Genomic DNA, 17,300 nt, shown 5'->3' on the forward strand with positions numbered 1-17,300 from the left:
CAATACGGTACGAAAAAAGAAACACAAACAGGCACAGGGGGATGGAAAAACCAATCCCCTGTGCCGTAAAATGCCGGTTATGTGAGCGAATTATTACTTCAGCTCTACTTTAGCGCCAACTTCTTCGAGTTTTGCTTTCATTGAGTCAGCTTCCTCTTTGTTAGCTCCCTCTTTTACGGCTTTTGGAGCCGCTTCAACCAAGTCTTTTGCTTCTTTCAAGCCAAGACCGGTGAGTTCACGTACTACCTTGATAACGTTGATTTTCTTCTCGCCAGCATCCGCAAGGATAACGTCAAAAGAAGTTTTTTCTTCAACAACAGCAGCTTCACCAGCAGGGCCAGCAACCATTGCTACGGCAGGAGCAGAAGCGCTAACTCCGAACTTCTCTTCAAGTTCTTTAACAAGGTCAGCAAGCTCAAGCACGGTCATGTTTTCAAGGTACGAAATGAACTGTTCTTTAGTAATAGACATGAAAATCCTCCAAATATTATGCTGAAAATCTAAACTGGCAAAAATAATGCAGTTGGTTGGTCAGCTTACGCTGCGCCACCCTGTTGGTCTTTCCGTGCGTTAAGCAGATAAAGAAATTTGCGCGGAACTGCGGCAAGAACGCCAACGAAGTTCGTCACAGGAGCGTTCATGCTGCCAAGCAAACGTGCAAGGAGCACTTCGCGTGGTGGCAGGTCGGCAATTTTCACAATGTCGCTCGCGCTCAGGACGTTTCCGTCAAGAATTCCGCACTTAATATTCAGTGCTTCATTGCTGGTTTTGACAAACTTCGTGGTGTATTTTGCTACCGCTGCGAGGTCGCTTCCCACAAATATCACACCTGTTGTACCATGAAGGTACTGATCAAGCCCTTTGGCTTCAGAAAATGCGCGGCGAATCATCGTATTCTTGATGACTTTGTACTCAGCGCCAAGTTTACGGAGTTCAACACGAAACTCGCTCACTTGCGCTACCGTCAACTTTTGGTAGCTGCACAAAATGACAGCTGACTGCTCAGTAACTTTCGTTTGCAGTTCGTTGACAAGTTGTTTCTTTGCTTCTAATACTTGCTGGTTCAAAAATTACTCCCCACGAAAATACCCCCAAAGAAATCTCAGGGGGCATCGGTCGATTTATTTTCGCATCTCCCTCGGCCGCTTGCGCATTTAAGTAAACACCGAGTTCTTTGATACCCTATTCAGTTGTATGCTCGGTTGATTACAGGCTCTGCAAGACCGATTGAACATCAATACGAATGCCAGGACCCATGGTTGAAGTCAGGGTGATGGCTTTCACATACGTTCCTTTTGCGGCAGCAGGCTTGGCTTTCACCAAAGCTTCGAGAAGAGCTAACACATTCTCGCGAAGCTTGTCAACTTCAAAAGCGACTTTCCCGACAGGAGCGTGGATAATACCGGCTTTATCGGTACGGTACTCAATCATCCCGCTTTTGAGGTCTTTTACCGCTTTTGCAACGTCGAAGGTTACGGTGCCGAGTTTCGGGTTTGGCATCATGCCACGCGGCCCGAGTACGCGGCCAAGTTTACCCACAACGCCCATCATATCTGGAGTTGCAACGGTTTTATCGAAGTCGAGCCATCCGCCTTGAATTTTGGTAGCCAGTTCATCGCCACCAACATAATCGGCGCCAGCGTCAGCTGCTTCTTTTTCCTTTTCGCCTTTGGCAAATACCAATACGCGAACAACTTTGCCCGTGCCGTGTGGTAGCCCAACTGAGCCACGTACGATCTGGTCTGCGTGCTTAGGGTTAACCCCAAGGTTTACTGCGACATCCATACTTTCAGCGAAGGTAGCAAAAGAGAGGGATTTGCAAAGTTCTATTGCTTCGTCAAGTGTATATTGCTTTTCGCGATCTACTTTCGCAAGAGCGCTGGCGAATTTTTTGCCGTGTTTTGCCATGATTTTCTCCTTATTCCACGATCTCAAGACCCATACTGCGGGCAGAACCTTCGATGATCGTCATGGCGACATCAACGGTATAGCAGTTAAGATCAGGAAGTTTTAACTCTGCAATTTCCCGGATTTGTTGACGGGTAACCTTGCCACACTTGTTGCGATTCGGCTCGCCAGATCCCTTTGGGATACCAGCAGCTTTCATCAAGAGCACAGCAGCAGGCGGAGTTTTGGTGATGAAGGAGAATGAGCGGTCTTCATAAACAGTGATGATAACAGGGATGATAGTCCCTTTTTGTGCTTCCGTGCGAGCGTTAAACTCTTTCACGAACGCCATAATGTTGACGCCCTTTTGACCCAATGCCGGACCGACTGGGGGTGAAGGGTTCGCTGCCCCAGCAGGGATTTGCAGCTTGATCTGTCCAATGACTTTTTTAGCCATGCTTTCCTCCGTGTAGCCCTATGGACTACTTATATCTTTTGAATTTGGGTGTATTCGAACTCCACTGGAGTTTCGCGCCCAAAAATACTGACGTTTACCTTAATGCGACGGCGCTCGCTGTTGACTTCAGTCACCACGCCATTGAATCCGTGGAATGGCCCTTCTACAACGTCAACCCGATCACCTATGGCGAAAATGACTTTCGCTTCTACGAGGCGATTGTCACTTTCGATCAGCTTTTGCACTTCGCTGTCCGGAATAGGGACAGGCTTTGTGCCACCGATAAAGCCGGTAACTTTAGGGATGTTCTTGACGACGTGCCATGTAGTTTTATTCATTTCCATCTGGACGTAGATGTAGCCAGGATAGCGTTTGCGGGTGATAATTTTCTTTTTGCCACCCTTGTATTCGGCTACGTTTTCCGTCGGGATAAGAATTTGCGTCACTTCGTCATGCAAGACCAAGCTGTTAACTCGCTCTTCAAGCGCTTCTTTTACTTTGTTTTCATACCCCGAATATGTGTGAACTACATACCAAGCCAAAGACATAAGCCCCTCATTTACCCGAGAAGTGACTGCACAGCGCGTGACAGGGCGGTATCAAGTACAAAGAAGTATACTGACATAAAGGCTGTCAGTATGAGCACAACCGCCGTCATTCCCTTTACTTCGTCTTTTTTAGGCCAGACTACCTTCCCAAATTCCGTCTTAACACTTTGCAAAAACTCAACAGGCTTCATTGTTTTAACCTTTGCACCAAACTCACGAAAAGTTCGATAGTAATTACTTCATTTCCTTATGCAGGGTGTGGCGTTTGCAGAACTTACAGTACTTTTTCAGTTCAAGTTTCCCTGACATGGTCTTCTTGTTCTTTGTGGTGCTGTAATTCTTGTTCTTGCACTCTTCACAGCCCATTTGAATGATGTCTCTCATGATTGTCTCCAGCTCACAAAAAAATGGAGTGCGCCGATTTCTATCGACGCACCCATAAGATATTTAAATCGTCAAAAGGGTTTATTACGCAAGAATCTTGGTAACAACACCAGCGCCAACAGTTCTACCGCCTTCACGGATAGCGAAGCGCAAGCCTTCTTCCATTGCAATTGGGTGGATCAGCTCGCCAACAACTTTTAGGTTGTCGCCAGGCATAACCATCTCGGTGCCTTCTGGAAGCGTTACGATCCCAGTGATGTCAGTTGTTCTGAAGTAGAACTGTGGACGGTAGCCAGAGAAGAATGGAGTGTGACGTCCGCCTTCTTCTTTGGTCAGTACGTATACTTCTGCTTCAAAGCGAGTGTGTGGCTTGATAGAACCTGGAACTGCGATAACCTGACCGCGTTCAACATCGTCACGCTTCGTGCCGCGAAGCAGAAGGCCAACGTTGTCGCCTGCTTGACCTTGGTCGAGCAGTTTACGGAACATTTCTACGCCCGTAACAATTGTTTTCACGGTGTCGCGAATACCAACGATTTCAACTTCCTGTTGAACCTTAACGATACCGCGCTCGATACGACCAGTAACAACCGTACCGCGACCTGAAATTGAGAATACGTCCTCAATAGGCATAAGGAGTGGCTTCTCGATATCACGCTCAGGGGTTGGGATGTACTCGTCAACGGCCTTCATGAGCTCGTGGATTTTGTCGGCCCATTCACCGCTGTTTGGATTTTCGAGTGCTTTCAGTGCTGACCCAACGATGATCGGAGTGTCGTCTCCAGGGAAGCCGTACTCGGTAAGGAGTTCGCGGATTTCCATTTCAACGAGTTCGATCAGTTCAGGATCGTCAACCATGTCGGCTTTGTTCATGAAAACTACCATCTTCGGTACGCCAACCTGGCGGGCAAGCAGGATGTGTTCACGAGTCTGTGGCATTGGGCCGTCAGCAGCAGAAACAACCAGAATGGCTCCGTCCATCTGAGCGGCACCAGTGATCATGTTCTTTACGTAGTCCGCGTGACCTGGGCAGTCAACGTGAGCATAGTGACGGATTGGGGTTTCATACTCAACGTGAGCTGTTGAAATAGTGATCCCGCGCTCTCTTTCTTCAGGAGCCTTATCGATAGAATCGTAGGCCATTGCAGCCGCGCCACCGATAGTAGAAAGAACTGTTGTGATTGCAGCAGTTAATGTAGTTTTTCCATGGTCAACGTGACCAATAGTACCAACGTTTACGTGCGGCTTGTTACGCTCAAACTTCGCTTTTGCCATAACTAAAAAATCCTCCTCGAATATGAATAGATACCGAATAAACGACNCCGCCGACCTCGTCCTTACCAAGGACGTACTCTAACCACCTGAGCTACTTGGGCGTTCGCAAAAAACAGGCGACTTATATAACACGGCTCAATTCGCTGTCAACTACTTTTTCAAAAGCATCCAGGCCTTTTCGTGCCCATCTCTCTGTTGTGATCTTATTTTTCATATCGCATTACCTATCCGGTAGTGCTCCTCTTTTTTTTCTGCTATATATGGATAGTTGAACAATTTCTGATGAGGTTTCCTGTAACATGTCTGAACCCAAAAAATATGATTTTCAGCGCATTGAAGCTGAATGGCAAAGCACATGGAACGCCAATAACGCGTTCCGCGCACTTCCCGACCCTTCCCGACAGAAGTTTTACTGTCTCGAAATGCTTCCCTATCCCTCAGGCAACATCCATATGGGGCACGTGCGCAACTACGCTATTGGCGATGCTATTTCGCGCTTTCAGCGGATGCGTGGATTTAATGTCCTCCACCCGATGGGATGGGACGCCTTTGGTCTCCCAGCGGAAAATGCTGCTATCGCTCATAATCGCGACCCTGAAGAGTGGACATGGGCGAATATTCAACATATGCGCCAGCAGTTGCAGCGCCTCGGCCTTAGCTATGATTGGGAGCGTGAAGTGGCGACGTGCTCTGAAGAATATGCGGCCTTTGAACAGCGGCTCTTTTTGGAAATGTACGAGAAAGGGCTCATCTACCGCAAAAAAGCTGAAGTAAACTGGTGTGATGAATGTAAAACCGTCCTCGCGAATGAACAAGTAGAGGATGGCTTGTGTTGGCGCGATAAATCAGTTGTGGTCAAAAAAGAGCTTGAACAATGGTTCTTTCGCATTACCGCGTACGCCGACCAGCTCTTGGACGATATGGCTCAGCTGGAAGCAGGATGGCCGGAGCGCGTTTTGACGCAGCAACGCAATTGGATCGGTAAGTCATTCGGTGCCGAGATCATTTTCGATATCCCTGCGATACAGCAATCTGTCACGGTGTTTACTACGCGCCCTGATACCCTTTTTGGCGCTACCTTTATGTCGCTGGCGCCAGAACATCCACTTGCCCTTAGCTTATGTCGTGGCAAAGCGGAAGAGGGCGACGTTGTTGCCTTTATCGAAAAAGTACGCAAACAGGACAAAATCACCCGCACGAATGATCGCGAAAAAGAGGGTGTTTTTACTGGCTCATATGCGCTGAATCCTATCAATGGGCGTGAAATACCAATATATCTTGGTAACTTCGTGTTGATGGACTATGGAACTGGCGCAGTCATGGCCGTACCCGCGCACGATCAGCGTGATTACGAATTTGCCGTCAAATACGCTATCCCGATGATTGAAGTCATAGAATCAGAGGTTGGGATTGCTGACGCTGCGTGGACGGGTGAAGGAAAGCTTATTAACTCCGGTGCATTCGATGGCATGCCAAATGAGGCCGCTAAAGAAGCTATCGTCACGGCACTCGCAACCAATAATAAAGGGAAAGCTACCATTAACTTTCGCCTGAAAGATTGGGGAATATCGCGTCAGCGTTACTGGGGAAATCCTATCCCCGTGATTCATTGCACTGATTGTGGCGTAGTACCAGTTCCAAGCGACCACCTGCCGGTTTCGCTCCCTAAAGGGGTAAAGCTGATTGGAGCGAACGAGTCGCCGCTGGCCACAGTTCCTGAGTTTGTGAATGTGGCCTGCCCAGCCTGCGGTAAGCCTGCCCGCCGCGAAACCGATACCATGGATACCTTTGTCCAATCAAGCTGGTACTATCACCGCTACGCTTGCCAGGAAGACACGACCACGCCCATCAACCGTCAGATGATGAACTACTGGATGGATGTGGATCAGTATATTGGTGGCATCGAGCACGCCGTTATGCACCTTTTATATGCGCGCTTCTTTCACAAGGTTCTCCGTGACCTTGGCTATGTCGGCACCGATGAACCGTTTCGCCGTCTCTTAACGCAGGGCATGGTATTGCTTGGTGGTCGTAAAATGAGCAAATCCGTTGGGAATGTCGTCGACCCAGATGCCCTCATTGCTCGTTTTGGATGCGATACCGTTCGGCTTTTTACTCTCTTTGCGGCTCCACCTGAAAAAGACCTTGAATGGGTTGAATCTGGCGTTGAAGGGGCATACCGCTTCCTCGGTCGCCTCTGGCGACTCGTGCACGAAGACCCCCAGCGCTACCTCGGTGCTGGCGATGGAAACACCCCATCTGCTGCCGTGCGCGAACTCGAACAAAAATTACACGCCACTATTAAAAAGGTTACCGATAATATGACGGGTCACTACCACTTTAATACGGCCATTGCCGCCGCTATGGAGTTGGTTAATGTCATGACGCCTTTCGAAGACCGTTCGTCTGACGGAAAGCAAGTATATAATGATGCGTTGCGTGCTCTTCTGAAAATCCTCTCCCCGTTTGTGCCGCACATCTGCGAAGAACTCTGGCGTGATCTTGGAGAAACCACGCTGCTCGCTGTCGAACCATGGCCTGTTTTTGACGCATTGTTGGCGACTGCTGATACGTACGAGCTGGTGTTCCAAGTAAATGGCAAAGTGCGTGCCAAAGTTGATGTTGAGCGTGGACTCGCGCGTGATATGCTCGAACAAATGGCGTTTGCCAATGAACGGGTACAGGAATTCATCAAAGGGATGACTATCGTAAGAGTTGTGGTGGTTCCCGATAAACTGGTCAATATCGTCGTGAAGCCGCAATGAGGCATGCGTTTTATTTCATCGCCGTCAGTGTGCTCTTGGTGTCTATCAGCGGCTGTGGTGCTTACCGTTTGCAGCCATCAGGAAGTGTCGCCACGCCCTGTGGGAGCACTGTCGGCGTTGCTCCCATCGAAAATATGACCCCGTATCACGAACAAGGGGCATTGATTCGGAGTGCGCTCATTGACGCCGTCGGAAGTGTCACCACCGCGCGTTACCAAAGCGATGCGGCATGTGTGCTTCAATGTCGATTGGATGCGTATGCCAGCGAAGTGGAACGGCGCGATACCAACGGCAATCCCCTTTCGTACCGCGAACGCTTTACTCTGAAGTGTGCGCTGGTGCAGGAGCGTTTTACGGTCGTACACGAGCAGCGTATCGACTATACCGATGCGCCGTTTGTGAGCATTGACCATCGAACGGCGCACGAAAGGTTAGCCCGTTATATTTGGAAGAGTTTTGAGTAAACCTATGACGACGAAGCCGCTGCTATTGATCGCCGAAACAGAAGACGAAGCATTGGAATTCTGGAGTGAAACAGCCTCGTGCGATGTCCTTGATTGTCGTGGCCAGCAACCGCTGGAAACACTTGCTTCACTCACGCAAGCAACCTTTTTTGGCGAAACAGCCGAGCGGATATTCGTCACCGGTCTCGAACCGATTGGCGCACGGCAGGCACACCAGATTGTCGAAGCGGCGCTTGCCGCATGCGAGAGTGGTTCTTTTGCGCTCGCGTTTTATCTCAGTAAAGTGAATTCGCCAAAGCAACAGAAAAAGTTTGAAAAGATTCTCTTGGAACAGTGCACGAAACGGCAGATCAAACCACCCACTCTCGCCGAACTTTCACGCCAAGTGGTTACGTGGGCTGCGGAACGTCAAGTAGTTCTCCGTAAAGATCTTGCGGAGCTTCTTGTCGAGCGGATAGGGAACAATCCGCGAGTGCTTCGGCTCGAAATTGATAAAATGGCACTCGGCGGTGNCGATTGCTTCATTGCGGCGTTACGATATATATCCTATGGTGCGTAACATTCTGGAAGGAAAAAAGCTGGAAGTGCTCCGTCAGATTCAGCAAATGGAACTTTCTGAGGATATGTTTACCATCGCAAACGCCTTTGTTTACGAATTGGCGCGTCTGTATATGGTAAAGCTCCTTGGCACTCGTGCCGATTTTCCAACCGCAGGCATAAGCCCGTATTCTGTGCCGCAGTACAAAAGCTGCACCGATGCCTTGAGCTTTGCTGCCTGCGAAGCACTCATGGAAGAAGCTGCAACATTAGATTACACACTAAAAACGACCAGTATAGGGTATGAACAAATTTATCTGCTGGTTGAACGTATTGAATATCTCACAAGGAACACAACTGCATGAAAAAGCCTATGGTTTGTATCGTCGGTCGCCCGAATGTCGGCAAGTCAACACTCTTTAATCGTATTGTCCGCAAACGAGTTGCGATTGTCGAAGATATCCCCGGAGTCACCCGTGACCGCAATTATCACGATGTCGAGTGGGATGAGAAACCTTTTACGATTGTCGACACCGGTGGCTTTGAGCTGCACAGTCGCGAAGATATGAGCACTGCTATTGTCGAGCAAACCAAAGTCGCCATAGAAGAAGCGGATCAGATTATTTTTCTGCTCGACGCCAAAGATGGGATTACTCCCGACGATTTTGCCGTGATGGACTTATTGCGCCGCCGTGAAAAAAACTTATACGTGGTTATCAATAAAGTTGATAACGACAAGCGCGAGCAGCAACTGCTCGACTTTTATCAACTTGGCATCGACAAGTATTACGCTATCTCTGCTACCCACGGACTTGGTGTAACCGATTTAATGAACGACCTTACGGCTGATTTTTGCACGAACGATGAACGGGAACAGGACAACGCCATTCGCATTGCCATTATTGGCAAGCCGAATGTAGGGAAGTCGAGCCTGATCAATAAAATATGCGGTAAAGAGCGCGTGGTTGCTTCACCCATTGCAGGAACGACTCGCGACACCACGCACACTCGCCTGACCTATAACGAACAAGATTACATCTTGCTCGACACGGCGGGTATCCGTCGTAAGTCAAAAGCGTACAGCGAACACCTTGAGAAATATAGCGTTTTACGCAGTTTGAATGCTATTGAAGAATCGCATGTCGTTGTGTTGGTGATAGATGCGCAAGAGGGGATTACCGATCAGGACCTTAAAGTCGCCTCATACGCATGGGATGCAGGAAGGCCAGTCATTATTGCGGTAAATAAGTGGGATTTGGTCGAAAAAGAGACCATGACTTACCGCGAATTTGAAAAAGATATCGACGCGCGCTTTAAGTTTTCGTCAAAGCCGGAAATTCTTTTCCTTTCTGCGCTTACCGGGCAGCGCGTACGCAAAATTTTCGATCTTGCGCGCGACATGTATCACAAAGCTTCCACACGCATTTCGACCTCGCAGATCAACGAATTGATTCAAGGTGCGATTGCCAAACACCAGCCGCCCGTCCATACCAATGGACGACGGATTAAGTTTTACTATGGCACTCAAATTGCTACGAATCCCATGATCGTTGTCCTGTTTTTTAACTATCCAGATGCCGTCCACTTTAGTTATGAGCGTTATCTGACGAATACGATACGAGATGCCTACGACCTGTACAATATTCCAATCGTCTTAAAAATACGTCAGCGAACGGGAGGGAACAAAGAGCATGAGGCGTAACCACATCCTCTTCCTTGTATCACTTGCTTCAGCCGCGGCCCTGTCGGGCTGTTCAGGTGCCTTGCATCAAGCAGAAACACTGCGTCAGCCGTTCTTGCCGCAAGATGAACTCTATAAAGGGTGGAATGCACAACAAGCACCGCCTGACTATCTTGCGCGCAGTGCTTCATGGTACCGTCATCCGATCGGATCGCGCCCTAGTGTCAGCGTAAAGCCTGAGACCAAGGTTGCCTATGCTATCTCATCGCTGAAGCTCCCCCAAGGAAATCGTGCTATTGGCGAGTCGATTGTCTATTCTGACAATGATCTCCGTCATGGCTCCGGCATTCCCCTTGTTATGAACGAGCAAGTCGAACGGTTTATTCAATTTTATACCCGCAATAACCGTGGCACCGAGCGTCGCCTTGAGCTTGGCCTGTACTACTTACCGATGATCCAAAAGATTTTTCGCGAAGAAGGTGTTCCCGAAGAGCTCGCCTATCTCGCGATGGTTGAAAGTGCCTTTAACCCTGCCGCCGTTTCACGCGTCGGAGCAACTGGCATGTGGCAATTCATGAAAGCGACTGGTGAACACTACAGCATGGAAGCGAGCTGGTGGGTAGATGAACGGCGCGATCCGGTAAAAAGCACTCGCGCTGCTGCACGATACTTGAGCGACTTGCACGGAATGTTTAACGACTGGTATTTGGCGATGGCCGCTTACAATTGTGGCGAAGGACGTGTGCGACGCGAAATTCGCCGCTCCGGCAGCCGTAATTTCTGGGCGCTCACCAACCTCCCCGCCGAAACCCGTAATTACGTCCCTTCTATTTTGGCGGTGATCATGATAGCGAACGATCCGGCTAAGTATGGCTTGAGCGTTGCCGCTCCCAAAGAGACATATCAACCTGACCTGCTGAACGTTGCGCAACCCACTAGCCTGCGCGTTTTGGCCGACATTACTGGCCTAACGCTTAACCAGCTTAAAGAGCTTAATCCTGAGCTAAATGGGTTTGTTACTCCACCAAACTCGCAGTACCATCTCAAGCTCCCTGCCGGATACTCCCAGCGTGTCGCCAGCGCGTTGCAGGATATCCCAAGTCATCAGCGTGTTGCGTGGGTACGCCATACGGTTAAAAGTGGCGACTCGCTCCATGTACTCAGCCGTCGCTACACCTCATCAATTGCCGAAATTCGCAAAGCGAACAATATGAAGGGCGATCTCTTGCGTGTCGGTCAAGTTGTTTTGATCCCATCGCTTGCCGAACCAGGGAGAGCTTCCTCAACTGCTGCAGTGGCATCTGCCAAGGCGGCTCCTTCCAGTGCAACGCATGTAACGGCACCATCAAAGAGTGCCCCAAAAGCACCCGTAACCAAAGTGGCCGCTGTACAAACTCCCAAAACGGTAACCCCTGTTGCCGCAAAGCCCACATCGAATACCACATCCAAGCAAGTCGCAAAAGCAACAGTGGCGCCAGCACGAACAAAGCAAGCCACACCGACAGCAGCTTCCGTGAAACAACCGTCCAAAGCAGCCGCAGTTGTGAAGTATGAGGTGCGCCCTGGCGATTCACTCTACCAGATAGCGCAACGTTTTGGCACAACCGTTAATAATATCCAGAAGGCGAATAACATTGGCACACGTATCACACCAGGCCAAGTGCTGACCATTGCAAATTAAGCGGAGTTATCTATGCGCCAGTCGAATCTCCTTAATTACTATCAGAAAAGCTATCAGGAGATTGTTGATTCTGCGCTTGGCGAGAAAGAGCCGTTTTCGCTAAAAAAGTTTTTACAGCGCTATGTGTATCCAGAGTGGCACAAGGCGTTTCTTGCGGCGTCTACGAGCGAAAAAATTGCCATGACCGTACGGCTTTTCCGGCAACAGCTCACGCGCGTTGCTCTCAGTGCCGCAGCGCTTGGGATCATCTTCGGCGTACTTTTATCAGGTGGAAAAAAAGTTCCTGAACTGCCGCAAGGGATTACTATTGAAATGGTTGAGCAAGTGCATCGCTCACAGGAAATAACGTCGTCAATAGGCGAACCGGTGGGGAGTTTTGCCCTCGTCGCCCGCGAAGATCCATATCTCCCTACGAGCTCGTTACCACATGAAGTGCCAATCGGTACACGGCTACAGATTTATTTTGCTTTTGATCGCTCCAAGGCCGCCGCGGTTATCGATGAAATTGCCGCTGTTTTTGGCTGGCGACTGCAAGTTCAGGAGACTCTTAGTGATCGCTTTGGATATCGTGTCATCGTCGATGGCTATGCTACCGGTCAGATGGCGGAAAGTGTGCGCGAAAAACTGCTGCTCGACCATGTTGTCCGTATTGAAGACAAATACTATCCTGCTAGTTCGATTTTTTTTGATAAAGAGCGCGCCGCCGACCTTGCTCGTTCTATCCGCTACAATCGTGTTAAAATCATTTCCGACTACGATACTTCGGTCGTCTACGCCGTGATTACCCCAACGTTAGAGAGTACTGAACTCGAAACCGTTGCCAATCGACTGAAACTCCTTGGCTATAATCCATTACGAATTTAAAAGGGATAGGATGTTCCAAACCGCGTGCCAAAACCTGATCCGCCGCTACATTATTCCTGCCGGAGTGCATGACGCGCGTGTGCTTGATGCCCTCGCCACGGTTCCTCGTCACCATTTTGTTGACCCTGCGCTTGACAGCCGGGCGTACATGAATATCCCGCTTCCGATTGGATTCGGGCAAACTATCTCGCAACCGTCGATGGTGGCGTTGATGACACAAGAGCTGGAACTGACTGGAGCCGAGCGCGTGCTGGAAATAGGGACGGGAAGTGGATATCAAGCCGCTATACTGGCGAAACTCGCTGCCGAAGTGTATACCATTGAACGGATACCGGAACTTGCGTGGCGCGCTATTGCCAACTTGAGTGCGCTTGGTGTGGAAAACGTTTCTGTTAAGATAGCCGATGGCACGAAAGCGGCTGATGAAGCCATGCGGTATGATCGGATTATGGTTACCGCCGGCGGGAATCAACAACCTTTTTCGTTGTTACGCCAACTCGCTCCTCATGGGATTTTGCTGATCCCTATCGGAAACGAAAATGAACAAACTCTCTATAAATATCGTAAGGTAGCAGATGGACGGTGCGAACGGAGCGAAGTAAATCGCTGCTCGTTTGTGAAGTTGATTGGTGAAGAGGGGTGGACCAGTGAGGCAGAAGCTCTTTTGACTGGTCGCTGAAAGCTCTCGTAGCGTTCACTTGCCATCTCGAACGGAGGAGACGCGGCAGCTATTACGGACTTAGACGGTTACTGCCGCTTTTGCTGAAAGAATCGCTCCAGTGGTTCGCGGCATTGCGCTTCCATTAACCCCGTCCGCGTATCGACCGCATGATTTAGGCGACTATCCATACACATTTGATACAACGATACCGCGCCATAGGCTGGATCGTGACACCCGTAATAGAGGCGCGGTATCCGCGCCCCGATGATTGCTCCACCACACATTAAACATGGCTCCAGCGTTACGAAAAGATGGCACTTGGCCAGCCGCCAACTCCCGAGCACCTGACTCGCCGCACGCATGACCACGATTTCGGCATGAGCAGTTGGATCGTTCCACTCTTCCCGCCGGTTCCCATCAGCCGCAATCAACCGATTTTCTTGCACTATCACCGCCCCGACGGGGACTTCGCCCCGTTCATAGGCTTGCCAAGCGTGCTGGATTGCTAGTTCCATCCAGTGTGACTCGTCGGGCGTAAAGTATCTACTCGTCAATAATATGCCCCAATAAATCGTATGGCAGTGCTTCAGTAATTTCAACCATCACGACATCTCCGATTGCGGCGCGACCATCGTTGATCAATACTTTCCCATCAACCTCTGGCGCTTGAAAGGGAGCCCGCCCTTGCAAGAGCAAATCGGTTTCATCGCTCAACCCTTCAATCAGTACCGGATAGCGGCAGCCCACATGGCGCTGATTCCGAGTGGCGCTTACCACTTGTTGGAGCTGCATCAAATGAGTTAGCCGTTGTTGCGCGGTATTTGGATCTACCTTGCCACGGAGTTTGCGCGACGCAGCATGTTCTTCGTCGGAATAGGCGAACACGCCGACATGGTCAAATGCCCCTTCGTTAACAAAGTCGGCTAATAGCTGAAAGTCAGCTTCGCTCTCTCCCGGAAAACCAACCATCAAGGTGGTGCGGAGTGAAACGTCAGGAATCTCCGCGCAGAGCGTCTGGAGCAAGCGCCGTATGTCGTTCCCCGTGATATTCCGCCCCATCCGCTTCAAAACGGTATCACTCATGTGTTGAATAGGAATATCTAGATATTTGCAGATTTTCGGTTCATCGCGGATGGTCTGAATCAGCGCTTCATCGAAATGGTTGGGGTAGGTGTAGAGGACGCGAATCCACACGAGCCCATCTATGGCGCACAGTGCTTTCAGAAGGGTGGCCAATGAGCGTTTGCCATACAGGTCAATGCCATATTCGATTGAATCCTGGCTGATGAGCACCAACTCCCTAACACCCGCGGCCACAAGTGCTGTCGCTTCATCAACCAGCGATTCTAGCGGCACGGAACGATAGGCACCACGAATTTGCGGGATGACGCAGTAGGTGCAGAGATTGTCGCACCCTTCGGCAATCTTCAGGTACGCCGTGTACTCCGGTGTGGTCAATAATCGCCCACCGGCGGGTGCCAGCGTATGGCGTTCAGGATCGGCGCACAGGTGGGGGAATTTCTGTTCAATAAACATCCCGATTTGTGCCATTTGATCTTCGCTGGTGTCGATGAAAATATCAACTTCGGGAAGCTCGATGGCGAGTTCATCGCGATGCAATTTCACAAGGCATCCCGCAACAATCAATATCTGGCAGACACCATCTTGCTTATACTGAGCGTGCTCAACGATAGCATTGATGGATTCATCTTTCGCATCGTTGATAAAACCACAGGTATTGATAAAAATAATATGCGCCTTTTCCGGCGTATCAGTAATGGTCAATGGATAGGGGATCAAACGTGCGAGCATCCGCTCGGTATCGACCAGATTCTTCGAGCACCCAAGGCTTACTACGTAAAGCTGATACAATCGATCCTCCTCGTTATTCCCACTCGTGCTGGGCGCCCGCTAGCAAACGGAGCGGATCGTATCCCTGGAAATTATTGTAGTCGATAATGCGTTGCACCATTTCGACGTACTCTTCACCGAGTTCGGAATAACGACGTAAATGCTGTGCCAGTTCGAGCGGATTGCGGGTCACTTCGCGCGCTTCGCGAAATTCCTTGTACGCCCGATTGGTGTTCAGGTTGTAAAAATACGCTTGAACAGAGTCTTCGAGTGATTCAAAAATGCGCAATTCATGGGATTTTCCTCCTTCGCGCCCAGCGGGAACCATCCCTTGACCGACAAGATACGTCCAGTGACCGAAGATGTTATTCCCTTCCATCGCAAAGCGGCTGGTTCCCCAAGCCGACTCTATGGCTGCTTGCGCCAACACGAGGCTCACCGGAATGGTGTCAACCCGCCGCAATAGCTTTTCTACCCCGTCATCTGGGTTGAGTTTGAACTCTTCATACAAGGAATCATCAAATATCCCGTGCTGAATTTGTTCGCGTAGCAAGGCGTATTGCTCGTTCGCACGCAAAATTGGCGGCAACAAAAGCTTAATGAACGCCTCTTTTTTCTGCGGAACGGGTAGCAACTCAAGATTTGGTGGGAGACTTTCCATTGTTAGCGGTGGAACGACCCCGCTTTCCAGATCTATCATCGCCAAATACTCATCGGCATCAGGGACAACGCGCAAGGCTGGCGGAGCAACAGTGCCCGCCAGCATATCGTCGTTACTCTCGCCAGTCGCCAGCGTCTTACCCACTGGCGACGTAAATACAACCCAACATAATACTGCGATCAACGCCGCGCTTATCGTTGCGACACCGATCCACTCAAAACGAGATTCTCTACCCATACCCTATCACCACCAAATTAATGGAGCCACATCGAGACGACGAATATCAAGCGGTGAATTATTCAGCACACGGACGGTACAACCAAAGCGACCGCTCCGATCACACGCCAATGTGCCGGTAAAACGATACCGACCATCTCCAAGGGACTCAACGTTACTCAACCACTCACTCTTACCATGAATGATATTTCCAGAATATTCTACCTTACCATAATACACTTCGACAATGATGTCAGTCGGCGCCAACGTACCCAGCGATATTTCCGCTGTAATTTTGGCCGATTCACCAACGCCCAGCGTGTCGTGTGTATGTTCGACTTTGACATCGGTTACGCACACTTCATGCCAATGTTGCAGGACACGTTGGTGCCACGCCGCAACAGCTCGCGCATGGGCAAAATTATCGTATTCGCACTGGTTCCAGTTGATGCTGGCATTGAGATAAAAATGGTTCGTGTAATTTTCCACCATGTGGTTCGTATTGAACACAGGGAGCAATTGCGTCATGGCTTCTTTCACGAATTGAATCCAGCGGCGCGGAATGCCGTCGGCCGAACGATCGTAGAACGTCGGCAGGATCTCTTTTTCAAGGAGAGTGTAAATGGCGTTGCTTTCTACTTCATCCTGATATTCCGGGTCGTCGTAAATTTCGGGTACGCCAATGGCCCAACCTACTTCAGAGTTATACCCTTCTTCCCACCAGCCATCAAGAATACTCATATTTAGGCCGGCATTCGGTGTAACCTTCATGCCCGACGTTCCGCATGCTTCGAGTGGGCGGCGCGGATTATTCAGCCATAAATCAACGCCAGCGACCAGTTTCCGCGCAAGGCTGATATCGTAATCTTCTAGGAAAACGATTTTATGCCGGAAGTCGGCATCACGAATTGTGTGGACGATATCTTTGATGATATTCTTGCCGCCGTCATCGCGTGGGTGCGCTTTCCCCGCAAAGATAAACTGCACAGGGCGATCGACATCCATCAATATTTTCTTTAGCCGTGGAATATCGCGGAACAGCAGGTTGCCCCGCTTGTACGTGGCAAAACGACGAGCAAAACCGATAGTTAGGGCTGAAGGGTCAAGTACCTCGTCCGCAACGGCCAATTCGCTTTTTGACATTCCCCGCTTTTCCATCGACTCGCGCAAACGGCGACGCGCATATACCACGAGTTGACGCCGCAAACTTTCGCGCACATGCCACAGTTCGGGATCGGGAATCCGTTTCACTCGCTTCCATAAATCACGGTTATCCGGCGCTTCCACCCACCGTTCGCCCAAGTAACGCCCAAGTAAATCGCGCATATCTTTGGCGAGCCATGAGAGAATGTGAATGCCGTTGGTGAC

At 49.9% G+C, this 17,300-nt stretch carries 19 protein-coding genes; 7 read left to right on the forward strand and 12 right to left on the reverse strand.

Annotated elements, in window-relative coordinates; translation table 11 throughout:
• Positions 1 to 93: 93 nt before the first annotated feature.
• From rplL to tuf, 8 genes are all read right to left on the reverse strand, one after another.
• Entirely contained in the window at positions 94 to 465 is a 372-nt protein-coding gene (rplL, locus tag P304_RS0110195; protein ID WP_027390458.1) for a 50S ribosomal protein L7/L12, read from the reverse strand.
• Between the two features lie 71 nt (positions 466 to 536).
• The gene (gene rplJ, locus P304_RS0110200; protein ID WP_027390459.1) at positions 537 to 1,067 is read right to left on the reverse strand and encodes a 50S ribosomal protein L10; all 531 of its coding nucleotides are present in this window, start codon (positions 1,065 to 1,067) and stop codon (positions 537 to 539) included.
• A 139-nt stretch (positions 1,068 to 1,206) separates the two neighbouring features.
• Positions 1,207 to 1,908: a 50S ribosomal protein L1 gene (rplA, locus tag P304_RS0110205; protein ID WP_027390460.1), complete on the reverse strand. Its 702-nt coding sequence runs from the start codon at positions 1,906 to 1,908 to the stop codon at positions 1,207 to 1,209.
• A gap of 10 nt (positions 1,909 to 1,918) precedes the next feature.
• Positions 1,919 to 2,344 (reverse strand): 50S ribosomal protein L11, encoded by a 426-nt coding sequence (gene rplK, locus P304_RS0110210; protein ID WP_027390461.1) that lies wholly within the window; start codon positions 2,342 to 2,344, stop codon positions 1,919 to 1,921.
• A gap of 29 nt (positions 2,345 to 2,373) precedes the next feature.
• Positions 2,374 to 2,892: a transcription termination/antitermination protein NusG gene (nusG, locus tag P304_RS0110215; RefSeq protein ID WP_027390462.1), complete on the reverse strand. Its 519-nt coding sequence runs from the start codon at positions 2,890 to 2,892 to the stop codon at positions 2,374 to 2,376.
• An 11-nt stretch (positions 2,893 to 2,903) separates the two neighbouring features.
• Positions 2,904 to 3,083: a preprotein translocase subunit SecE gene (gene secE / locus P304_RS17705; RefSeq protein WP_027390463.1), complete on the reverse strand. Its 180-nt coding sequence runs from the start codon at positions 3,081 to 3,083 to the stop codon at positions 2,904 to 2,906.
• A 43-nt stretch (positions 3,084 to 3,126) separates the two neighbouring features.
• The gene (gene rpmG / locus P304_RS0110225) at positions 3,127 to 3,276 is read right to left on the reverse strand and encodes a 50S ribosomal protein L33 (RefSeq protein ID WP_027390464.1); all 150 of its coding nucleotides are present in this window, start codon (positions 3,274 to 3,276) and stop codon (positions 3,127 to 3,129) included.
• Positions 3,277 to 3,360: 84 nt separating this feature from the next.
• A complete protein-coding gene (tuf, locus tag P304_RS0110230; protein ID WP_027390465.1) occupies positions 3,361 to 4,551 on the reverse strand; it encodes an elongation factor Tu in 1,191 nt (396 codons plus the stop codon).
• A 299-nt stretch (positions 4,552 to 4,850) separates the two neighbouring features.
• On the opposite strand from tuf, the gene leuS reads away from it, so the two are divergent.
• The 7 genes from leuS (at position 4,851) to P304_RS0110275 (ending at position 13,222) form a co-directional block, all read left to right on the forward strand.
• Complete coding sequence (leuS, locus tag P304_RS0110240) at positions 4,851 to 7,316, forward strand: leucine--tRNA ligase (protein WP_027390466.1); 2,466 nt, start codon at positions 4,851 to 4,853, stop codon at positions 7,314 to 7,316.
• On the forward strand, positions 7,313 to 7,780 hold the full coding sequence (locus P304_RS0110245) for a hypothetical protein (RefSeq protein ID WP_027390467.1): 468 nt from the start codon (positions 7,313 to 7,315) through the stop codon (positions 7,778 to 7,780). Before leuS ends, P304_RS0110245 begins: the two co-directional genes overlap by 4 nt.
• 548 nt (positions 7,781 to 8,328) lie before the next feature.
• A complete protein-coding gene (locus tag P304_RS0110255) occupies positions 8,329 to 8,682 on the forward strand; it encodes a DNA polymerase III subunit delta (protein ID WP_027390469.1) in 354 nt (117 codons plus the stop codon).
• Positions 8,679 to 10,019 (forward strand): ribosome biogenesis GTPase Der, encoded by a 1,341-nt coding sequence (der, locus tag P304_RS0110260; RefSeq protein WP_027390470.1) that lies wholly within the window; start codon positions 8,679 to 8,681, stop codon positions 10,017 to 10,019. Before P304_RS0110255 ends, der begins: the two co-directional genes overlap by 4 nt.
• The gene (locus tag P304_RS16300; protein ID WP_051321599.1) at positions 10,009 to 11,679 is read left to right on the forward strand and encodes a lytic transglycosylase domain-containing protein; all 1,671 of its coding nucleotides are present in this window, start codon (positions 10,009 to 10,011) and stop codon (positions 11,677 to 11,679) included. The genes der and P304_RS16300 overlap by 11 nt, the downstream gene beginning before the upstream one ends.
• A gap of 12 nt (positions 11,680 to 11,691) precedes the next feature.
• Positions 11,692 to 12,543 carry a hypothetical protein gene (locus P304_RS0110270; RefSeq protein ID WP_027390471.1) on the forward strand — a complete coding sequence of 284 codons (852 nt, stop codon included), beginning with the start codon at positions 11,692 to 11,694 and terminating at the stop codon, positions 12,541 to 12,543.
• A gap of 10 nt (positions 12,544 to 12,553) precedes the next feature.
• Positions 12,554 to 13,222, forward strand: a complete 669-nt coding sequence (locus P304_RS0110275) for a protein-L-isoaspartate(D-aspartate) O-methyltransferase (RefSeq protein ID WP_034765175.1) — start codon at positions 12,554 to 12,556, stop codon at positions 13,220 to 13,222.
• A 68-nt stretch (positions 13,223 to 13,290) separates the two neighbouring features.
• Here P304_RS0110275 and P304_RS0110280 read toward each other — a convergent pair whose 3' ends face one another.
• From P304_RS0110280 to glgP, 4 genes are all read right to left on the reverse strand, one after another.
• Complete coding sequence (locus P304_RS0110280) at positions 13,291 to 13,758, reverse strand: nucleoside deaminase (RefSeq protein ID WP_269077612.1); 468 nt, start codon at positions 13,756 to 13,758, stop codon at positions 13,291 to 13,293.
• A complete protein-coding gene (gene rimO, locus P304_RS0110285; RefSeq protein WP_027390474.1) occupies positions 13,748 to 15,076 on the reverse strand; it encodes a 30S ribosomal protein S12 methylthiotransferase RimO in 1,329 nt (442 codons plus the stop codon). The genes P304_RS0110280 and rimO overlap by 11 nt, the downstream gene beginning before the upstream one ends.
• A 13-nt stretch (positions 15,077 to 15,089) precedes the next feature.
• Positions 15,090 to 15,953 carry a glucosaminidase domain-containing protein gene (locus P304_RS15130; RefSeq protein WP_051321600.1) on the reverse strand — a complete coding sequence of 288 codons (864 nt, stop codon included), beginning with the start codon at positions 15,951 to 15,953 and terminating at the stop codon, positions 15,090 to 15,092.
• Positions 15,954 to 15,959: 6 nt separating this feature from the next.
• On the reverse strand, positions 15,960 to 17,300 hold a 1,341-nt coding region (glgP, locus tag P304_RS15135; protein WP_034765178.1), incomplete at its 5' end, for an alpha-glucan family phosphorylase.

It is taken from the genome of Chrysiogenes arsenatis DSM 11915, from assembly GCF_000469585.1.
GTDB classification, from domain to species: domain Bacteria; phylum Chrysiogenota; class Chrysiogenetes; order Chrysiogenales; family Chrysiogenaceae; genus Chrysiogenes; species Chrysiogenes arsenatis.

Excerpts from the sequence above, each read along its gene's own strand:
- rplA (WP_027390460.1), bottom strand. The coding sequence starts at position 1,908 with ATGGCAAAACACGGCAAAAAATTCGCCAGCGCTCTTGCGAAAGTAGAT.
- rplK (WP_027390461.1), bottom strand. The coding sequence starts at position 2,344 with ATGGCTAAAAAAGTCATTGGACAGATCAAGCTGCAAATCCCTGCTGGG.
- nusG (WP_027390462.1), bottom strand. The coding sequence starts at position 2,892 with ATGTCTTTGGCTTGGTATGTAGTTCACACATATTCGGGGTATGAAAAC.
- secE (WP_027390463.1), bottom strand. The coding sequence starts at position 3,083 with ATGAAGCCTGTTGAGTTTTTGCAAAGTGTTAAGACGGAATTTGGGAAG.
- rpmG (WP_027390464.1), bottom strand. The coding sequence starts at position 3,276 with ATGAGAGACATCATTCAAATGGGCTGTGAAGAGTGCAAGAACAAGAAT.
- tuf (WP_027390465.1), bottom strand. The coding sequence starts at position 4,551 with ATGGCAAAAGCGAAGTTTGAGCGTAACAAGCCGCACGTAAACGTTGGT.
- leuS (WP_027390466.1), top strand. The coding sequence starts at position 4,851 with ATGTCTGAACCCAAAAAATATGATTTTCAGCGCATTGAAGCTGAATGG.
- P304_RS0110245 (WP_027390467.1), top strand. The coding sequence starts at position 7,313 with ATGAGGCATGCGTTTTATTTCATCGCCGTCAGTGTGCTCTTGGTGTCT.
- P304_RS0110255 (WP_027390469.1), top strand. The coding sequence starts at position 8,329 with ATGGTGCGTAACATTCTGGAAGGAAAAAAGCTGGAAGTGCTCCGTCAG.
- der (WP_027390470.1), top strand. The coding sequence starts at position 8,679 with ATGAAAAAGCCTATGGTTTGTATCGTCGGTCGCCCGAATGTCGGCAAG.
- P304_RS16300 (WP_051321599.1), top strand. The coding sequence starts at position 10,009 with ATGAGGCGTAACCACATCCTCTTCCTTGTATCACTTGCTTCAGCCGCG.
- P304_RS0110270 (WP_027390471.1), top strand. The coding sequence starts at position 11,692 with ATGCGCCAGTCGAATCTCCTTAATTACTATCAGAAAAGCTATCAGGAG.
- P304_RS0110275 (WP_034765175.1), top strand. The coding sequence starts at position 12,554 with ATGTTCCAAACCGCGTGCCAAAACCTGATCCGCCGCTACATTATTCCT.
- P304_RS15130 (WP_051321600.1), bottom strand. The coding sequence starts at position 15,953 with ATGGGTAGAGAATCTCGTTTTGAGTGGATCGGTGTCGCAACGATAAGC.